The organism is Streptomyces sp. NBC_00726 (assembly GCF_045161735.1).
Classification (GTDB): Bacteria; Actinomycetota; Actinomycetes; order Streptomycetales; family Streptomycetaceae; genus Streptomyces.
Genome location: NZ_CP108983.1, coordinates 4,639,563 through 4,654,702 on the forward strand (window position 1 = coordinate 4,639,563; position 15,140 = coordinate 4,654,702).

The window sequence follows — 15,140 nt, forward strand, 5'->3', positions numbered from 1 at the left end:
CATGCTCTTCCGGGTCGACCCCACCTCCACCGTGCCGCTCGGCGACCAGATCGCCGCCTGTGTACGGCGCGCCGTGGCCGACGGCGCGGCGGCCCCCGGCGAACGGCTGCCCGCCGCCCGGGTCCTGGCCGAATCGCTCGGCGTCAACGTGCACACGGTGCTGCGGGGCTACCAGCGGCTGCGCGAGGAGGGCCTGATCGAGCTGCGCCGGGGCCGGGGCGCGGCCATCGCGGACGGCGCGTCCCCGCACCGCGCCCGCCTCCTCGAACGGGTCCGCGAGACCGTCGGCGAGGCCAGGGGCCTCGGCCTCACGGTGGACGAACTGCTGACCCTGGTCCGTACCGAATACGGCACCGGCTGACGACACGGCGACACATCGGCACACCGATATGGCGACACGGCGACAGGCCGCCCCGTCCTGCGAGGCGGCCCATCGGCGGGTGGGAGCGGGACCGGTCAGGAAGCGGCCTTGGTCAGCGCGGCCGCGAAGCCGTACTGCCACAGGTAGTTCACCTGGTTGCGCTCATTGGCGTTCGGGTACGGGTTGGTGCAGGACGGGCCGGGACCGCCGCCCGACATCAGCTCGCTGCACGGCCCCGAGTAGTGGTCCGGCAGGCCGAGCACGTGCCCGGTCTCGTGGGTGGTGACCCGGGTCGAGTCGTACTGCCGGTTCTGCGCGTAGTCCAGGAAGATGTAGCCGCGGCCGTGCCCGTCGGTGCTCGCGTACGAGCCCCGGTAGTCGTTGCCCTCGTAGTAAACGAAGTCGGCGTTCGAGCCCTCCTGGAGCCGGACGGTGGAAACCGAGCTGTTCCAGATCGCCGCGCTGTTGGCTATCTGGGTCCGGAAGCTGGGGGCGTTGGCGGCGCTGTAGACGATGGTGATGGACTGGGCGCCGGGGTTGGCCGCCCGCTTCTCGGCCACCGACTTCGTGACGGCCTCGAAGAACGCCTTGTTGGCGGCGGCGTCCTCGTGCGAGGTGGACGCGGCCGAGTACGCCACGTGCGCGGTCGCCTCGGGGGCGGCGATCGCCGGTCCCGCGCCCAGCGCGGCGATGGTGAGGCCGAGTCCGAGCACGGCGGACATGACGGTCCTGGGGTGTCTCATGTGGGGGGTCTCCTACCAGTTACCTGTCAGAGGAACCCGTCCGATGATCGGACTCGGACGGGGGCGGTACGCAGCGAGTGTCGGGGAAACGGAGCCCGCGCGGATGATGTCAGCCGGTGATAACGCGGCCCTATCACCGGTGTGTGGACAACCCGTGCACACCTGTCATCCAGATGCCCAACGCCCGCTGAATCGCCCGCCTTTGGCCGGGTTACGGCCCATGGTGCGGCCCGGCCCGCCGCCCTAACCTCGGCACCATGGAGCTTGAGGTGAGACACCTCAGGGCGCTGTGCGCCATCGCCGACGCCGGCAGCCTGCACCGGGCGGCCCGCACCCTGGGCGTGAGCCAGCCCGCGCTCACCACCCAGCTGCGCCGGATCGAGAACGCGCTCGGCGCCGAACTCTTCAGCCGAGAACGCACCGGCTGCCGCCCCACCCTCCTCGGCCGCGCCGTCCTCAGCCGCGCCCGCCCTCTGGTCGACGGCATGAGCGCCCTGGTCAGCGACGCGAAGGCGGAGGCCGCGGCCGTCGAAGGGCCCCGGCTGCGCATCGGCTGCACCGCCAGCCGGGTCATCGGAGGCTGGCTGCGCCGCCTGCGGCTGAGGCTGCCCGGGACCGACATCTCGCTGCGGGTCGACGTCTCCGCCCACGCCCTGCTCCGCGCGGTCGACGCGGGCCGGCTCGACGTGGCCTTCGTGCACGAGGTGGAGGGCTGCCCGCTCACCGTCCCGGACGGGCTGGAACAGCGGGTCCTGGTGGACCGCGAACCACAGTTCGTCTCCATGGCCCGCGACCACCCGGCCGCCGCGCTGCCCGTGGTCGACCTGGCGGACCTGGCCGCCGACCGCTGGATGGTCGATCCCACGGTGGACGGCGAATGGGACGGGCTGCGCCGGATGTTCAGCGAGGCCGGGCTGGCGCCCGTCATGCTCCACGGCGACTATCTCACCGCCGCCTCTCTCGTCGTCCTCGGTGAGGCGGTCGCCCCCTGCCAGCCGACCTCCGGCCCCCGCGACGACATGGCGATCCGCCCGCTGCGCGACGACCCGCTCGGGGTCCGGCTGCTGCTGGTCTCCCGGCCCGGCGCGGACATGACGGCGGTGTACGCGGAACTGGAGGCGGCCTACCGGGATGCGGCGCGCCGGGTGGCCGGATACCACCAGTGGCTGCTGCGCAACCGCAGCCCGCTGGCCCGCTCCTGAGCCCGGGGGCCCCGGCCCGGCGGCCTGCCCGGGAAGTTCCCGCTTCCGGGCGATTCAGCCGAGAGCGTGGGCCGTTCCGGACCGGGCCGCGACAGGGCAGAGTCGGGGACATGAGGCTTCTGATGCTGGGCGGTACGCAGTTCGTCGGCCGGGCCGTGACCGAAGCCGCCCTCGGGCGCGGCTGGCAGGTCACGGTCTTCCACCGGGGCCACCACGCGCCCCCGCCCGGCACCGCCGAGATCATCGGCGACCGCACCGCCGGCAACGGCCTGGCCGCGCTCGCCGGGGCCCCGGATGCCGAAGGCCCCACCTGGGACCTGGTGGTCGACACCTGGAGCGGCGCGCCCTCGGCGGTGCGCGACGCCGCCCGGCTGCTCTCCGCCCGGGCCGCCCGCTACACGTACATTTCCAGCCGTTCCGTCTACGACTTCCCGACCCCGGCGGGCCTCACCGAGGACGGCCCCGTGGTGCCGGGCGCCTCGCCGGACGCCGGTGACGACCAGTCGTACGCCCTGGCCAAGCGCGGCGGCGAACTGGCCGCCCAGGACGCCTTCGGTGACCGGGCGCTCCTGGCCAGGGCGGGCCTGATCCTCGGCCCCTGGGAGAACATCGGCCGGCTGCCCTGGTGGCTGAACCGGATCGCCCGCGGCGGCCCGGTCCTGGCCCCCGGCACCCCGGACACGGACCTCCAGTACATCGACGTCCGCGACCTCGCCGACTGGGTGCTCGACGCGGCGGGGCACGGGCTGCACGGCCCGTACAACCTGGTCAGCCGGCCCGGGCACACCACCATGGGCGGACTCCTCGACGCCTGCGTGCGCGCCACCGGCTCGGACGCCGAACTGCGCTGGACCCCGGCGGAGAAGATTCTCGCGGCGGGCGTCGAGCCGTGGACCGGCCTGCCGGTGTGGCTGCCGCCGGGCGAGACGTACGACGCCCTCCACCAGGGTGACGTCGGACGCGCCCACGCGGCCGGACTGCGCTGCCGCCCGGTCCAGGAGACCGTCGCGGACACCTGGGCCTGGCTGCGCGAGCTGGGCGGTACGGCTCCGCAGCGCCCCGACCGCCCCGCCGTGGGCCTCGCCCCGGAAACGGAGGCGAAGCTTCTGGCAGGCTGAGAGCGGGCCGCCGCGCCGACGCGGCGAGGGGTTATCCACAGGGTCCGGCCCGAGCCCCGTCACGGCGTTAGCCTCGGCCCATGGCCGAACTGCTGCACCTCACCGAAGCACCCCTCTGGGAGGCGGCGCGCGGGATCGGGACGTACGAGATGTCCACCCGCGGCCGCACCCTGCACGAAGAGGGCTTCATCCACTGTTCGTTGCCCCACCAGCTGCCCGGTGTGGCCGAGCTGTTGTACGGAGCGGAGAGCCGGGCCGGAGCCGCCGGCCAGGAGCTCGTGGTCCTCGTCATCGATCCCGCACGGCTCACCGCGCCCCTGCGGTACGAGGCGGTCGCGCCCGGCGGCGAGGAGTTCCCGCACATCTACGGACCGCTTCCCGTCGACGCGGTCGTCGAGGTGCGCCCCTGGCCGTCCGAGGAGGGCACCCCCGCATGAGCCCCGCCACCGACCCCGCCACCGACCCCGCCACCGACCCCGCATCCGAACCCGCATCCGGGCCCGTCACCAGCGGTCCCCCCACCGCCGTCACCGGGGCGAGCGGCGCGCTCGGCGGCCGCGTCGCGACCCGGCTGGCCCGGGCCGGCGTCCCCGTCCGGCTGCTCGGCCGCGACCCCTCCCGGCTGCCCGCGATCCCCGGCGCCGACCTCGCACCGCCCGCGCCCTACGGCGACGGCGAGGCCATGCGGCGCGCCCTGGCCGGGGCGCACACCCTGTTCCTCGTCTCGGCGCACGAGAGCCCGGACCGGGTCCGGGAGCACACGACGGCGGTGGACGCGGCGGTCGCGGCCGGCGTCGAACGCATCGTGTACGTCTCCTTCCTGGGCGCCGCCCCCGACGCCACGTTCACCTTCGCCCGGGACCACTGGCACACCGAGGCGCACATCCGGACCGCCGACGTCCGGCACACCTTCCTGCGCGACAGCTGGTATCTCGCCGGGCTCCCCGCGATGACCGGCGCCGACGGTGTGCTGCGCGGCCCCGCCGGGGACGGCCGGGTCGCCGCCGTCGCCCACGAGGACATCGCCGACGCCGCGACCGCCGTGCTCCTCGCGGACACCGACCCGACCGGCCCCTCGCACGACGGCCGCACCTACGACCTGACCGGCCCCGAGGCGTTCACGCTGGCCGAGGCGGCGGAGGAGCTGAGCCGGGTCACCGGACGGACCGTCAGCTATGTGCCGGAGACCCGCGAGGAGGCGTACGCCTCACGGGCGGGATACGGGGCCCAGGACTGGGAGGTGGCCGGCTGGGTCACCTCGTACGAGGCCATCGCGGCCGGCGAGATGGCCACCGTCTCGGACGCCGTCCCGACACTGACCGGCCGCCCCGCCACGGACCTGGCCACCTATCTGCGCGAGCACCCCGACAGCTACCGCCACCTCCTGAAGCAGGGCTGACCCGCCGTGCGCACGGAAACCCCCTGGGGCGTCTGGGACCCGCCGCCGCTCGCCGACGCCGTCCGCCTGCTCGCCCCGCTGCGCGCCCCGTGGTGGATCGCCGGCGGGTACGCGGTCGAGCTGGCGGTGGGCCGCGCCTACCGGGAGCACGGGGACATCGACGTGCTCCTGCTGCGCCGCGACCAGGCGGAGGCGCAGCGGGTCCTGGCCGGCTGGGAGTGGTGGGCCGCCGATCCGCCCGGCACGCTGAGGCCCTGGCGCCCCGGCGAGACGCTGCCCGCCGGTGTCCACGACATCTGGTGCCGGCCGGGGCCGGACGAGCCGTGGCGGTTGCAGTTCATGCTGGACGACACGGACGGCGACGACTGGGTGTTCCGCCGCGACCCCCGGGTCCGCCTCCCGCTGGAGCGGCTGGGCCGGGTCTCGCCGGACGGCGTCCGCTACCTCGCGCCGGAGATCCAGCTCCTCTACAAGTCCAGGTCCCGGAGGCCCAAGGACGAGCGGGACTTCGAGGCGGCGCTGCCGGTCCTGGACGACCACGGACGCGCCTGGCTGGCCGAGACGATCACGCTGACCGAGGGCGCGGACCACCCATGGGCGGCCCGGCTGCGGGCGGCACTCGCGGGGTGAGACGGGCGCACCCCGCCGCTCACCCCACGTACGCGCCCCGCCTTCGCCGTATCAAACCGGGCGGGTTCACAGCGTCAGCCAGCCACGCGAAGCCGCCTGTACGCCGGCCTGGAAGCGGGTCTCCGCCCTCAGTTCCCGCATCAGGCGGCTGATGCGCCGGCGGACCGTGTGGACGTGCACATCCAGCCGGCGGGCTATCGCCTCGTCCTTCAGGCCGGAGGACAGCATCGTCAGCAGCTCCCGGTCCTCGTCCGTGACCTGGCTGTTGTCGACCGAGCCGATCGGGACGGCCCGCTCCCACACCGCCTCGAACAGCGGCACCAGCGCGTTGCTCAGCAGCGCGTCGCTGACCACCAGGGCGGTGGCGGTGGGGTCGGCCGCGTCGGTCGGCGGCAGCAGCGTCATCCGGCGGTCGACGGTGATCAGCTTCGTCGGCAGGGCCATGCCGAGCCGGATCTGCACCCCCTCCGCGGCCAGCACGTTCAGCCCGCGCGCCCGCCCGTGGAAGCTCAGCCCCTCCCGGTCGACCACGGCCCGCACGCGTACTCCGCGCCGGACCGGCTCGGCCATGTCGATCGGTTCGGGCATGCCGTCCGGCTCGCTCGCGGCGTACGGGGGCCGGTCCAGCAGGGCCACCTCCTCGGTCGCGGACACCACCAGCGAGGTGACCCGCTCGGCGATCGCCTTACGCCCCCGCAGCGTCTCGATTCCCAGGGTGCGCGGGGTGTGCGAGGCGGACATGAGCTGTGCGGCGATCCGGTCCACGGAGCCGGTCAGCTCCTCCAGTTCCGCCTCGCGCCGCAGCAGTTCCGCCTGGTGCAGATGGATGAGATTGCGCAGCGCGGTGGCCGGGGCGTCCGGGACCGGCAGCCCGGCGCCCCGGGCGGGGCGGGTGAAGCCGCGCTCGGCGAGGCGGTCCAGCGCGTTGCGGAGCTGCCGGGGCGAGAGGGCGACGGCCTGGGCGAGGGCTGCCCGGGTGGCGTTGCCGGGGGTGTTCAACAGCGCCTCGTACACCCGGAGTTCGTCCGCCCCGAGCCCGAGGGCCCGCCACTGTTCGTCCAGATCAGCCCATTTCACCCGCTGATCTTCGCCGCCGCATGCAGGCCACACAAGTGTCCACGTACAGAAGTGTGCTGGTGGAACGCATTGTTCCCACCCCGCTCCGGGTCTTCCATGTCGGCATCCGATAACCGTTCACGCCTTTGTGGCAACCGGAGGAACACCGTGCGGACTTCAGTACGCAGACGAGCAGCCGGCTCCCGGGGACGCCGCACCGGCGTCATGGTCGGCCAGGGCATAGCCGCGCTGCTGGCCACGGCGGGCCTGATGGCCACCGCCGTACCGGCAGCGCACGCCGACACCGCGGCGGCCGCCCCCGCCGCCTCCGACACCACGCCCGGCGGCGAGACCGACACCCCCTCGCTCGTGACCGGCCTGCACGAGGAGGTCGCCGCCACCGGCAGCGCGGCCGACGCCGCCCGGGGCCACCTCAGGGCCAGGAAGGGCCGCTACCACATCGCGGACACCTCGGCGAAGGACCTGACCTCCGTCGGGACCACCACCGAGAAGGGCGGCGGGGAGACGGTCCGCCTCCAGCAGAAGTACAAGGGCGTCGAGGTCCTCGGCGGCCAGTACGTCGTCCGGATGACCAGGAAGGACGGCAAGCGCGCCGTCACCGGCACCTCCGGCAACTACTTCACCAGGCTGAAGCTGGACACGGTCGCCCCGGAGGTCTCCGAGAAGACCGCGATCGAACGCGCGGTCGGCGCGGTCACCGCGCGGTACGACCGTGGCCTCCTGCGCGCCCCCGCCGAGGCCGGCTTCACCGGCACCGCCGGCGCCGTGACGATCCTCCCGCAGGGCACCGGCGTGCTCACCCGGCACATCACCGTCACGGGCACCAACCCGGCCGACGGCTCGCCGGTCCAGCAGGAGGTGTACATCGACGCGCACTCCGGCTTCCCGGTCATGCAGTACAGCGGCATCCAGACCTTCGGCGCGACGACCTCCGGCGGCGGCTCCGTCCAGGGCGCGGCCGCCCCCGCCGACGCCTCGACCGCCGCCGACCAGCTCGTCGTCAAGGGCAGCGGCGTCCGTTACAACGGCCGGAAAGTCGACATCAATCTGTACCAGGACACCAAGGGTGGCCTCCAGATGATCGACTACAGCAAGCGGGCCGCGGATTCCCCGTACGAGGGCCCGATGATCGCCACGTACGACGCCCGCGGCAAGGAGGCGTCCAGCGCCTCCGGCGTCTGGCCCAGCGGCATCCAGACCTTCCGTCCCGCCACCCCGGAGCTGGGCGAGGACTACACCGAATCCGGCGCCGTGGACGCCCACTGGGCCGCCGGCAAGGTGTACGACTACTACAAGAACCACTTCGACCGGGACAGCCTGGACGGCAAGGACGGCTTCATCTACTCCCTGGTCGGGGTCGTCAACAACGGCATGCCGTACAACAACGCCTTCTGGGACGGCACCAAGATGGTGTACGGGCAGGGCGGCGGCGACTACCGCACCTTCTCCGCCGACACCGACGTCGTCGGGCACGAGATGACGCACGGTGTCGTCCAGCACACCGCGAACCTGGTGTACGCGGGCCAGTCCGGCGCCATGAACGAGGCCCTGGCCGACTACTTCGGCAACGCCATCGACCTGGAGGCCAACGGCCAGTCGATGGACGACCCGGACGCCGGGCTCCTCGGCGAGGACCTGTGCACGACGCTGAGCCCGCGCGAGTGCGCCCTGCGCGACCTGAACGACGGCGCCACCACGTCGAAGAACTTCATCGGCGTCACCTACGGCGGTGACAACGGCGGCGTCCACCTCAACTCCACGATCTTCTCCGGCGCGCTCTGGGACATGCGCCAGGACCTCGCCCCCGAGTTCGCCGACCAGATCGTCTACCGCGCGCTCTCCGCGTACATGACCCCCCTGGACGGCTTCACCGAGGGCCGCGCCGCGGTCATCGCGGCCGCGAAGGAGCTGGGCGCCACCAAGGCCCAGCTGAAGACCGTCAAGCGCTCGTTCGACGCGCACGGCATCACGCCCGGGTGGGAGAAGGCGCTCGGCATCGACACCGACACCATCATCTCCAAGGTCAACATCTACAGCACCGGGGTCGGCGCCGGCGGCGGCAAGTACGCAGTCTCGCGCTCCAACGAGGAGGGCAGCGAGCCGTACTCGGTGTGGCTGGGCAACACCTCCGGCAAGGGCCGGCCGCAGCTGGTGAGCCCCAACAACGGTGACTACAACGTCTACGCGACGACTGACGGCACGACCGTGGTCTGGGCGGACTACAGCGCCACCGGCGTCAACATCATGGCGCGGCCGGTCAAGGGCGGCCTCGCCAAGGTGGTCGACTCCATCGGCAGCAACGTCTCCGGCCTCGTCGTGGACGGCGACTATGTCGCGTACACCGCCGTCAACCCGCAGTTCGGGGTGACGAACGTCCGGTACGTCAACATGAAGACCGGCAAGATCGGCCTGGTCGACGACGGCCGTCCCGCCAATGTCTCGGGCCTGGCCTCCATCAAGGACGGGAAGATCGCCTACGCCAGGGTGTACCCCGACGCCAACGGCGACATGCAGGTCGGCGTCGAGGTCTTCGACGCCGCCACCGGTGCCAAGAAGCAGATGCCCGTCGCCGACGGTGTCATGGGCATCGGCCAGACCGCGATCACCGACGACGGCGTCTTCTGGATCGAGGACGACGACGCCACCGACAACGGCCAGGCCGCGGTGCGCCGCGCGAACCTCGACGGTACGAACCCGGTCACCGTCACCCCGGAGGCGGGCGAAGGCTCCCTCTACGCCTACTCGCTGACGGCCTCGGACGACGCGGTCAGCATCTCGACCGCCATGCCGGCCACCTGGTGGGCCAACGACACGCTGATGAAGCTGTATCAGGTCGCGCCCGACGGCAAGGGCGGCCCGCAGCGCATGTCCTGCAACCGCGGCGAGCAGGCGTTCGGCACCGCCGACGAGGGCACCCGCGTCCTGTGGCTGGACGGCACCACCGGCTACACCAACCTGGTCAAGCGCGACCGCCCGGCGGGCAAGTGCTGACCTGACTCCGTGAAACCCGCGCGGCCGGGCCCCTGTCGGCGGGGGCCCGGCCGCTCGGGTTTCAGGCCGGATTCCGGAGCAGGCGCGGCGCCTCCTCGCCAATCGCCTCCGCCGGTGGGCCGCACAGGGCGTCGATCCCCGGTCCGCCCTCCACGAGGTACGACCAGAAGCCGACGGCCGCGTGCGCGTGGAGGCTGCCCGACCGGCCGGTGCGGTCGGCCTCTGCGGCCGGCCGGGGTGCCGGAACCCGTTGCGCTCCCCGTCGAAGAGCACCCCCGCACCGGCGACGTCATGCTCACGCCCGCCGGCGTAGCCTCGCGGGGGTGCGGGTTCGGAGCGCACAGGGCCGCTGCCGGGAGACGCCATGCTGACTTTCATCGCCACTGTGATCCTCGTGGCCCTGTTCGCCCCCGTCGTCCTGGTCGGGCATGGAGTCACCCTGTGGCGCCGCGGAAGCCGCCGACCGGCCGCCGCGCTCTTCTCGACGGCCGCCTCGGTGCTCGTCTACGCGACCGGCCTCCTCTGGTTCGTTGCTTTCGTGGACTTCGCCAAGATGTGCGGCCACGAAGCGGTCCGTCCGCCGCGCGACGCGGACTGGTTCGAGCAGAGCTCCTTCCCACTGACCGCCACCTGCCACTGGAACGACGGCCGCAGCTACAGCTTCGTCCCGCCCTTCGCCAACCCCCTGATCTACGCGTGCATCGCCATCACGGCCCTCTGCATCGCCCTGGCCATCCGCGACCACCACAGGAACGGCCGCACGCCGTGAACGGCACGGATCGCCCCGTGCTGGGCTCAGGACCGGCGGGACGGGAGGAGGACGTCGGGGCGGGGCCGGGCCTCCCCCCGGACCGGGCCACCGGCCCGCCGGGAAGGTAGTGGTCGACGGCGTGGCCCAGCAGGTCCGCGACGGGACCGGGAGGACGCCCCGGGCCACCGGTGCCGTCAGCTCCGTGCCGCACTCGGCACACACGAACACGTCCAAACAGTTTCTTCCTCACCGCAGTTCCGAAATGCCCGGAGGGGTACGACCGCTCGGCGGTCGTACCCCTCCGGGACAGGGCCGGGAGATCAAGCCTTCTTGGTCTCCTAGTAATGGGGCGGGGCGGCGACCTGCGGGGATCTTCCCGGTAGGCCACTGGCCTGGCCTTTTACTGATGGCTGGTGACGGGGTGCGACGGTCCTGATCGGGTGTCTTGCGGACTGTGTGCGGACTGGGCCGAGAGCCCTCGCTTGCGTCTCAGCGATCAATAGCATGACGCAGCGTAGAGCCGACACCGGGAGCGATGGATGTGATCCGGCAAAGGCCGCAGTCGTCGGTTCCAGGAGGTAGGCATGGAGCCCCGTCTCCTGAGCAGGCGCATATCTTCACGGTGCGCTTAATTTCGCTCCCACTCATCGAGAAGCATTGCCAAACGCGTCGTGTGCTCACAGAGCTCTTGGCCCAGCGTGGCGAAGTCGTGCGCCGGGTAATATTCCTCGACCAGCCCGTAATACGGCAAGCTCAAAGACAGCCGGGGTGCAACCCGTTCCTCGGGGGTGTAGTGAACGAGCGTGTTACGGAAGCCTCGCCCCTCTGCGTGCATGATAGTGGCGCTCGACTTATGACTCAGAATGGCGTTCAAGAGGACCAGGGACCTGCTGTTCAGTTTGCTGCCGTACTCGACCTTAAGTTCAGTGAGACTTGAGAGCACGTGGTAAAGCGTGATGAACCTGAGTTTGAGCATGGTTTCTGCCGAAGCAGCTGTCTGGTCAGCTGACAGCATTACGTCGAGAAAGTTAAGCGAGCATTGAAATGCGGATAGTGAAGCCGTTAGCTCATCTGATAGGGCCGGATCGAAGAGGCGCTTGAAGTATCGCTCAGACCGCCGGTCCCTGCTCTTGAGCTCTCCGAATTTCATGGTGGTCATGAACGACGGTCCGTGCCACGGCAGTAACTCGGTTGCCTGGTCCACATAGCGCGCTTGGGACTCGGCCACGGTCATGAAAGCGCGGCCGATGGCAGGGATGTCGGACGTAGCAATAGTGGGGATGCCCATGAAGAAACTGGCCACCTGGGTTGTCGTTACTAGCCGACCTCGGTACCGCCACTCGCCAAGGTCGGTTTCCAACACTCTGGCCGGTGGAAACCAGGTGTTGTTGAGGAACCTCTCTCGACCGGCGGAGATGATCGCTGTGAAGTCACCGAGGACGCCAGAGTGGCCAACCTTGGATCCATCGAACAGCTTGACGCTGTGTCGCGCTTTCTCAATCACGGCTTCGTTGCTGTAAGCCAAGAGCGCCGCTCGCTGCGGGTCGATGACCTTTAGGGTCCTATGCGACTCGTAGATGAAGAGCGAGAGGTAGTTATTCATACAGAAGGCCGGAATGACCGAGTTTTCCTGGTCTGCAAGTATGCTCCCGAGGAAGCGACGAGAGGACATGAGGTCACTTTCGAGGAGCTTGGTGGCTATAACGTTCTTAAGGCTGGCGTTCGTGCTCATCCAAGGTCCTTTTGGCGATACTTGTTGATCAGGTTGGGCTGCCCGCTAGTTGGTTCGCGGATGAACCTAAATCGGCTGCGAGGAGCAGGTGTCCAAACCGTGGATCCGCCGTTTCGGCTGACTGTTTTGAGCCACTGCGGGGCTGGGGTAGCGCGCGGTGACGTACCACTGTGTGTCGCCGTCTCTCATGAAACTTCCAGTTTGAACCTTTTATCTCAAGCTCCACCCGGGTGCACGAACTTGGCTCCCTATCCCCAGCCGTCGAGAGAGACTTCCGGGCCATCTGCGAGGTAATGGTGTAGGGCGCTGGAGGTTGTTCCCACGAAGGCGTCGGGGATGGTGTCGGCGTCGACCCAGCGGACCTGGGAGTGCTTGTGAGGTTCGCGGTTTTCGGGTTCGTCGGTCCATTCGTGGGTGGCGAATACGACCGTGAGGAATCCATTGGGGGACTCAACGCCCCAGGCTCCGTGAATGATGTGCGCGACCTTAAGGGACTCGGGCTTCACCGTGAGGCCGGTCTCCTCGTAGAGCTCGCGGACTGCCGTCTCGGTGATGGGCTCGCCCGGTTCGCTCTTGCCGACGGGCAGGTCCCACATCCCCTGGGCGAACTTGGCGTTCTTGCTGCGCTGGAGTAGGACGACGCGGTTGGTGGCCTTGTCGTGGACGATGACGGCCGCGACCAGCAGCGTCATCGATTCGAGCGCCGGCTTGAGGGCCGGGGGACGGTTGTCGGTCTGCTGGGCCACGGGGTTCCCTTCGTCGGGCGGGTTGTTGGGCATGTTAGGCGAGGGCCTCGCGGGCTCGGCGGGCGAGATCGGCGGCGCCGGGGACGCGGCGGCGCTGGTAGATCGCGAGCGTGGAGCGGATTGAGGTGATGGCCTTGCGGGTGCGGTCGGAGGTCATGCCTTCCATGAGGACCAGGGCCTGGGTCCAGGCGGCGACTGCTTCGTCGGCTCGGGCCTGGGCGGCGAGGCTGTCGCCGAGGTCGGCGTGGGTGAGGGCGTGGACGCGCTTGTACTTCTCCGGGTCCCAGCGGGTGAGCGCGTCGCGGTGCTGCTGTTCCGTTCCGATGTGGTCGGCGAGGTCGGTCAAGGTGCGGGCGGTATGGCTGGCCACGGTGCCGGCGGCGGGGCCGCTGACGCGGGAGAAGCTGGGCTGGGGTCCGTCCTCGCGCAGGAGGGCGTCTTCGGCGGCGAGGAGAGCGCGGGCGGCCAATGGGTTCTTGCCTACGGCTGCGTAGGCGCGGGCGTGCGTGATGTGGAGGAGCGCTTCCGTCTGACCGTCCACGTGGCCGAGGCCGCGGGCGAGGGCGCCTTTGACGAGGTCCACGCAGTGGTGGGGTTGCTTAAGGCTGAGGGACTGGTGGGCGAGGGCGCGCATCATCCAGGCGGCATGGCCGTGGGGGTCGGCTTCGCAGGCGAGCTGGTAGCCGACCTGGTAATAGCGCTGGGCAGCGCCTTCGTGTCCGAGGTCGTGGTGCTTCCACCCTGCGAGGTAGGCGAGTTCGGCGACGGCGCCGAAGGCGGCCTGGCGTAAGGCTTCTGTGGGGAAGCGGCAGCGCAGTATGGGGCTGCCGTGTCGGCGAGGTAGGCGGTGACTGTGGTCAGGCCGTGGCCGCCGCCGAGGCGTTCGTCGGCGGCGCTGAAGGCTGCCGTGATCTGTCGTACGACGTCGATGTCGTCGCTGCCGACGAGGGAGCGGGCGGTGCGGGCGCGGAGCATCCGCGAGGTGGCTTCGTGGTCGTGCAGGAGCGGCATGGCCACGCTGGCCGTGGTGAAGGCGGCGATGGCGAGGAAGCGGCTGCGTTCGACGTCTGCGCGGGCGAGGCCGGTGACTGCGGTGACGGGGTCGGTGTCTGGTGGCGACTCCGTGTCGGGTGAGTGGAGGCCGAGCTCGGTTCGGGTGACGACGCGGCCCAGCCGCCGTGAGAGGGCTTCGGCGAGGTACTGGCCTGTCTGGCCGGTCGGCGTGCGGGCACCGCCCACCCAGTGGGAGATGGCCGACTTGTTGGTCTGGAGCAGTTCGCCGTTCTCGGCGGCGATGCGGCGTACGTCCTTGGCGAGCGCGTCGTACGTGCACCCGGCCGCGTTGATCGTGTCGCGCAGGCGGGAGTTGGCGCTGGTCGGTGTCGGCACGATCGCCTCCGCTCCGGATCCGTAAACCGTGTATACCGCTTGACCTCGGTCACACCGTACCCACTCTGCGTAGCGGGCGGTTCACTTATCGACAGCCGCCCCACTCACGGCATCGCGGGCCGGGCGGCCCCCAAGTTCCGTACGCCCTAACGGGCTCGGGCATTCCTGTGCCCCGGGCCCGGACGATCAGAGACGGAGACACGGTGACCACCATCGACACCGCGACCATCACGGTCGAGCTGCCCGACGCCTTCGACCCGCGCTGGAACCGCCTGCCCGGCATCCACGTGGACGGCCGGAGCGTCACCATCGACCCTGCCGAGTACTTCTTCCGCTTCGAGTCCAGCACCTGGCTCGTCGCCGACTGGGAGCTGGTCAAGACTCAGCTCCTGGACGTGGACGAGACGACCGAGAGCGCGGTCGAGCAGCTCGCGCTCGACTTCATCAAGAGCCACGGCGAGTCCACCTCCGATGAGGCCCGCGTGCTGGCGACGGCGTACGGGGTGTACTCGTACCTCTTCCGCGAGGAACACCTGGACGGCCTCGGCCTCCCGCAGGTCACCGCCGACCACCTGCGCATGCTGCGCGAAGCGGCCACGCTGATGGCGCTCAACAAGGTCGAGCTGGACGGGCACATCTCCAACGTCGGCCCGTGCTGGTTCTTTCCTGCCGCCACCTCCGTCGTCTTCGACCTGGACGACGAGACGGGCGGAATGCTCGACGAGGTCTACCACGGCGGCTGGTTCAACGAGCACCGCCGGATCGAGTCCATCAAGGCCCACGCCGCACTCGGCGGCCGGCTCGTGCACGGCTGCCAGTCCGTGCCGGACCAGTCCGGCGGCGTCGTCGCGCCCTACGGTGCCTCGATGGCCAACTTCCGTGACGACCTGGCCGAGTTCAAGGCGGGCTGGATCGAGCAGGTCTACGCCCACCGCCTGACTGCAGCCGAGTAACCCTGCCCCAGTACGGATCCGGGGCGGGCCAGCTCGCGCGCGCCCGCC

The 15,140-nt window shown here is 70.7% G+C and carries 13 protein-coding genes and 1 pseudogene; 9 read left to right on the plus strand and 5 right to left on the minus strand.

What is annotated here, in order from left to right:
• The first annotated feature begins 1 nt into the window (after position 1).
• On the plus strand, positions 2 to 361 hold the full coding sequence (locus tag OG338_RS20925) for a GntR family transcriptional regulator (protein WP_265541263.1): 360 nt from the start codon (positions 2 to 4) through the stop codon (positions 359 to 361).
• A gap of 95 nt (positions 362 to 456) precedes the next feature.
• On the opposite strand, the gene snpA is transcribed toward OG338_RS20925, so the two are convergent.
• A complete protein-coding gene (gene snpA / locus OG338_RS20930; RefSeq protein WP_405940490.1) occupies positions 457 to 1,083 on the minus strand; it encodes a snapalysin in 627 nt (208 codons plus the stop codon).
• Between the two features lie 278 nt (positions 1,084 to 1,361).
• On the opposite strand from snpA, the gene OG338_RS20935 reads away from it, so the two are divergent.
• From OG338_RS20935 to OG338_RS20955, 5 genes are all read left to right on the plus strand, one after another.
• Positions 1,362 to 2,306: a LysR family transcriptional regulator gene (locus tag OG338_RS20935; protein WP_405938776.1), complete on the plus strand. Its 945-nt coding sequence runs from the start codon at positions 1,362 to 1,364 to the stop codon at positions 2,304 to 2,306.
• 122 nt (positions 2,307 to 2,428) lie between these two features.
• The gene (locus tag OG338_RS20940) at positions 2,429 to 3,424 is read left to right on the plus strand and encodes an NAD-dependent epimerase/dehydratase family protein (RefSeq protein ID WP_405940491.1); all 996 of its coding nucleotides are present in this window, start codon (positions 2,429 to 2,431) and stop codon (positions 3,422 to 3,424) included.
• Positions 3,425 to 3,504: 80 nt separating this feature from the next.
• Positions 3,505 to 3,861 (plus strand): DUF952 domain-containing protein, encoded by a 357-nt coding sequence (locus OG338_RS20945; protein WP_405938777.1) that lies wholly within the window; start codon positions 3,505 to 3,507, stop codon positions 3,859 to 3,861.
• Positions 3,858 to 4,823, plus strand: coding sequence for an SDR family oxidoreductase (locus OG338_RS20950; protein WP_405938778.1), 966 nt, complete (start codon positions 3,858 to 3,860; stop codon positions 4,821 to 4,823). The genes OG338_RS20945 and OG338_RS20950 overlap by 4 nt, the downstream gene beginning before the upstream one ends.
• A 6-nt stretch (positions 4,824 to 4,829) precedes the next feature.
• On the plus strand, positions 4,830 to 5,453 hold the full coding sequence (locus tag OG338_RS20955) for a nucleotidyltransferase domain-containing protein (protein WP_405938779.1): 624 nt from the start codon (positions 4,830 to 4,832) through the stop codon (positions 5,451 to 5,453).
• A 66-nt stretch (positions 5,454 to 5,519) separates the two neighbouring features.
• Here the strand turns inward: OG338_RS20955 and OG338_RS20960 are convergent, their stop codons facing one another.
• Positions 5,520 to 6,530 carry a LuxR family transcriptional regulator gene (locus tag OG338_RS20960; RefSeq protein WP_405938780.1) on the minus strand — a complete coding sequence of 337 codons (1,011 nt, stop codon included), beginning with the start codon at positions 6,528 to 6,530 and terminating at the stop codon, positions 5,520 to 5,522.
• Positions 6,531 to 6,734: 204 nt separating this feature from the next.
• Here OG338_RS20960 and OG338_RS20965 point away from each other — a divergent pair, with 204 nt between their 5' ends.
• Together OG338_RS20965 and OG338_RS20970 are read left to right on the plus strand one after the other, a co-directional pair.
• Positions 6,735 to 9,521, plus strand: a complete 2,787-nt coding sequence (locus OG338_RS20965) for a M4 family metallopeptidase (protein WP_405940492.1) — start codon at positions 6,735 to 6,737, stop codon at positions 9,519 to 9,521.
• Between the two features lie 364 nt (positions 9,522 to 9,885).
• Positions 9,886 to 10,290 (plus strand): hypothetical protein, encoded by a 405-nt coding sequence (locus OG338_RS20970; RefSeq protein ID WP_405938781.1) that lies wholly within the window; start codon positions 9,886 to 9,888, stop codon positions 10,288 to 10,290.
• 610 nt (positions 10,291 to 10,900) lie between these two features.
• Here the strand turns inward: OG338_RS20970 and OG338_RS20975 are convergent.
• From OG338_RS20975 to OG338_RS20985, 3 genes and pseudogenes are all read right to left on the minus strand, one after another.
• The gene (locus OG338_RS20975; RefSeq protein WP_405938782.1) at positions 10,901 to 12,004 is read right to left on the minus strand and encodes a hypothetical protein; all 1,104 of its coding nucleotides are present in this window, start codon (positions 12,002 to 12,004) and stop codon (positions 10,901 to 10,903) included.
• 248 nt (positions 12,005 to 12,252) lie between these two features.
• Positions 12,253 to 12,783 (minus strand): NUDIX domain-containing protein, encoded by a 531-nt coding sequence (locus tag OG338_RS20980; protein ID WP_405938783.1) that lies wholly within the window; start codon positions 12,781 to 12,783, stop codon positions 12,253 to 12,255.
• Position 12,784: 1 nt separating this feature from the next.
• A pseudogene (locus tag OG338_RS20985) lies at positions 12,785 to 14,139 on the minus strand (tetratricopeptide repeat protein).
• Between the two features lie 203 nt (positions 14,140 to 14,342).
• Between OG338_RS20985 and OG338_RS20990 the strand changes: the two are divergent.
• Positions 14,343 to 15,092, plus strand: a complete 750-nt coding sequence (locus OG338_RS20990) for a hypothetical protein (RefSeq protein ID WP_405938784.1) — start codon at positions 14,343 to 14,345, stop codon at positions 15,090 to 15,092.
• The last annotated feature ends 48 nt before the right edge of the window (positions 15,093 to 15,140 follow it).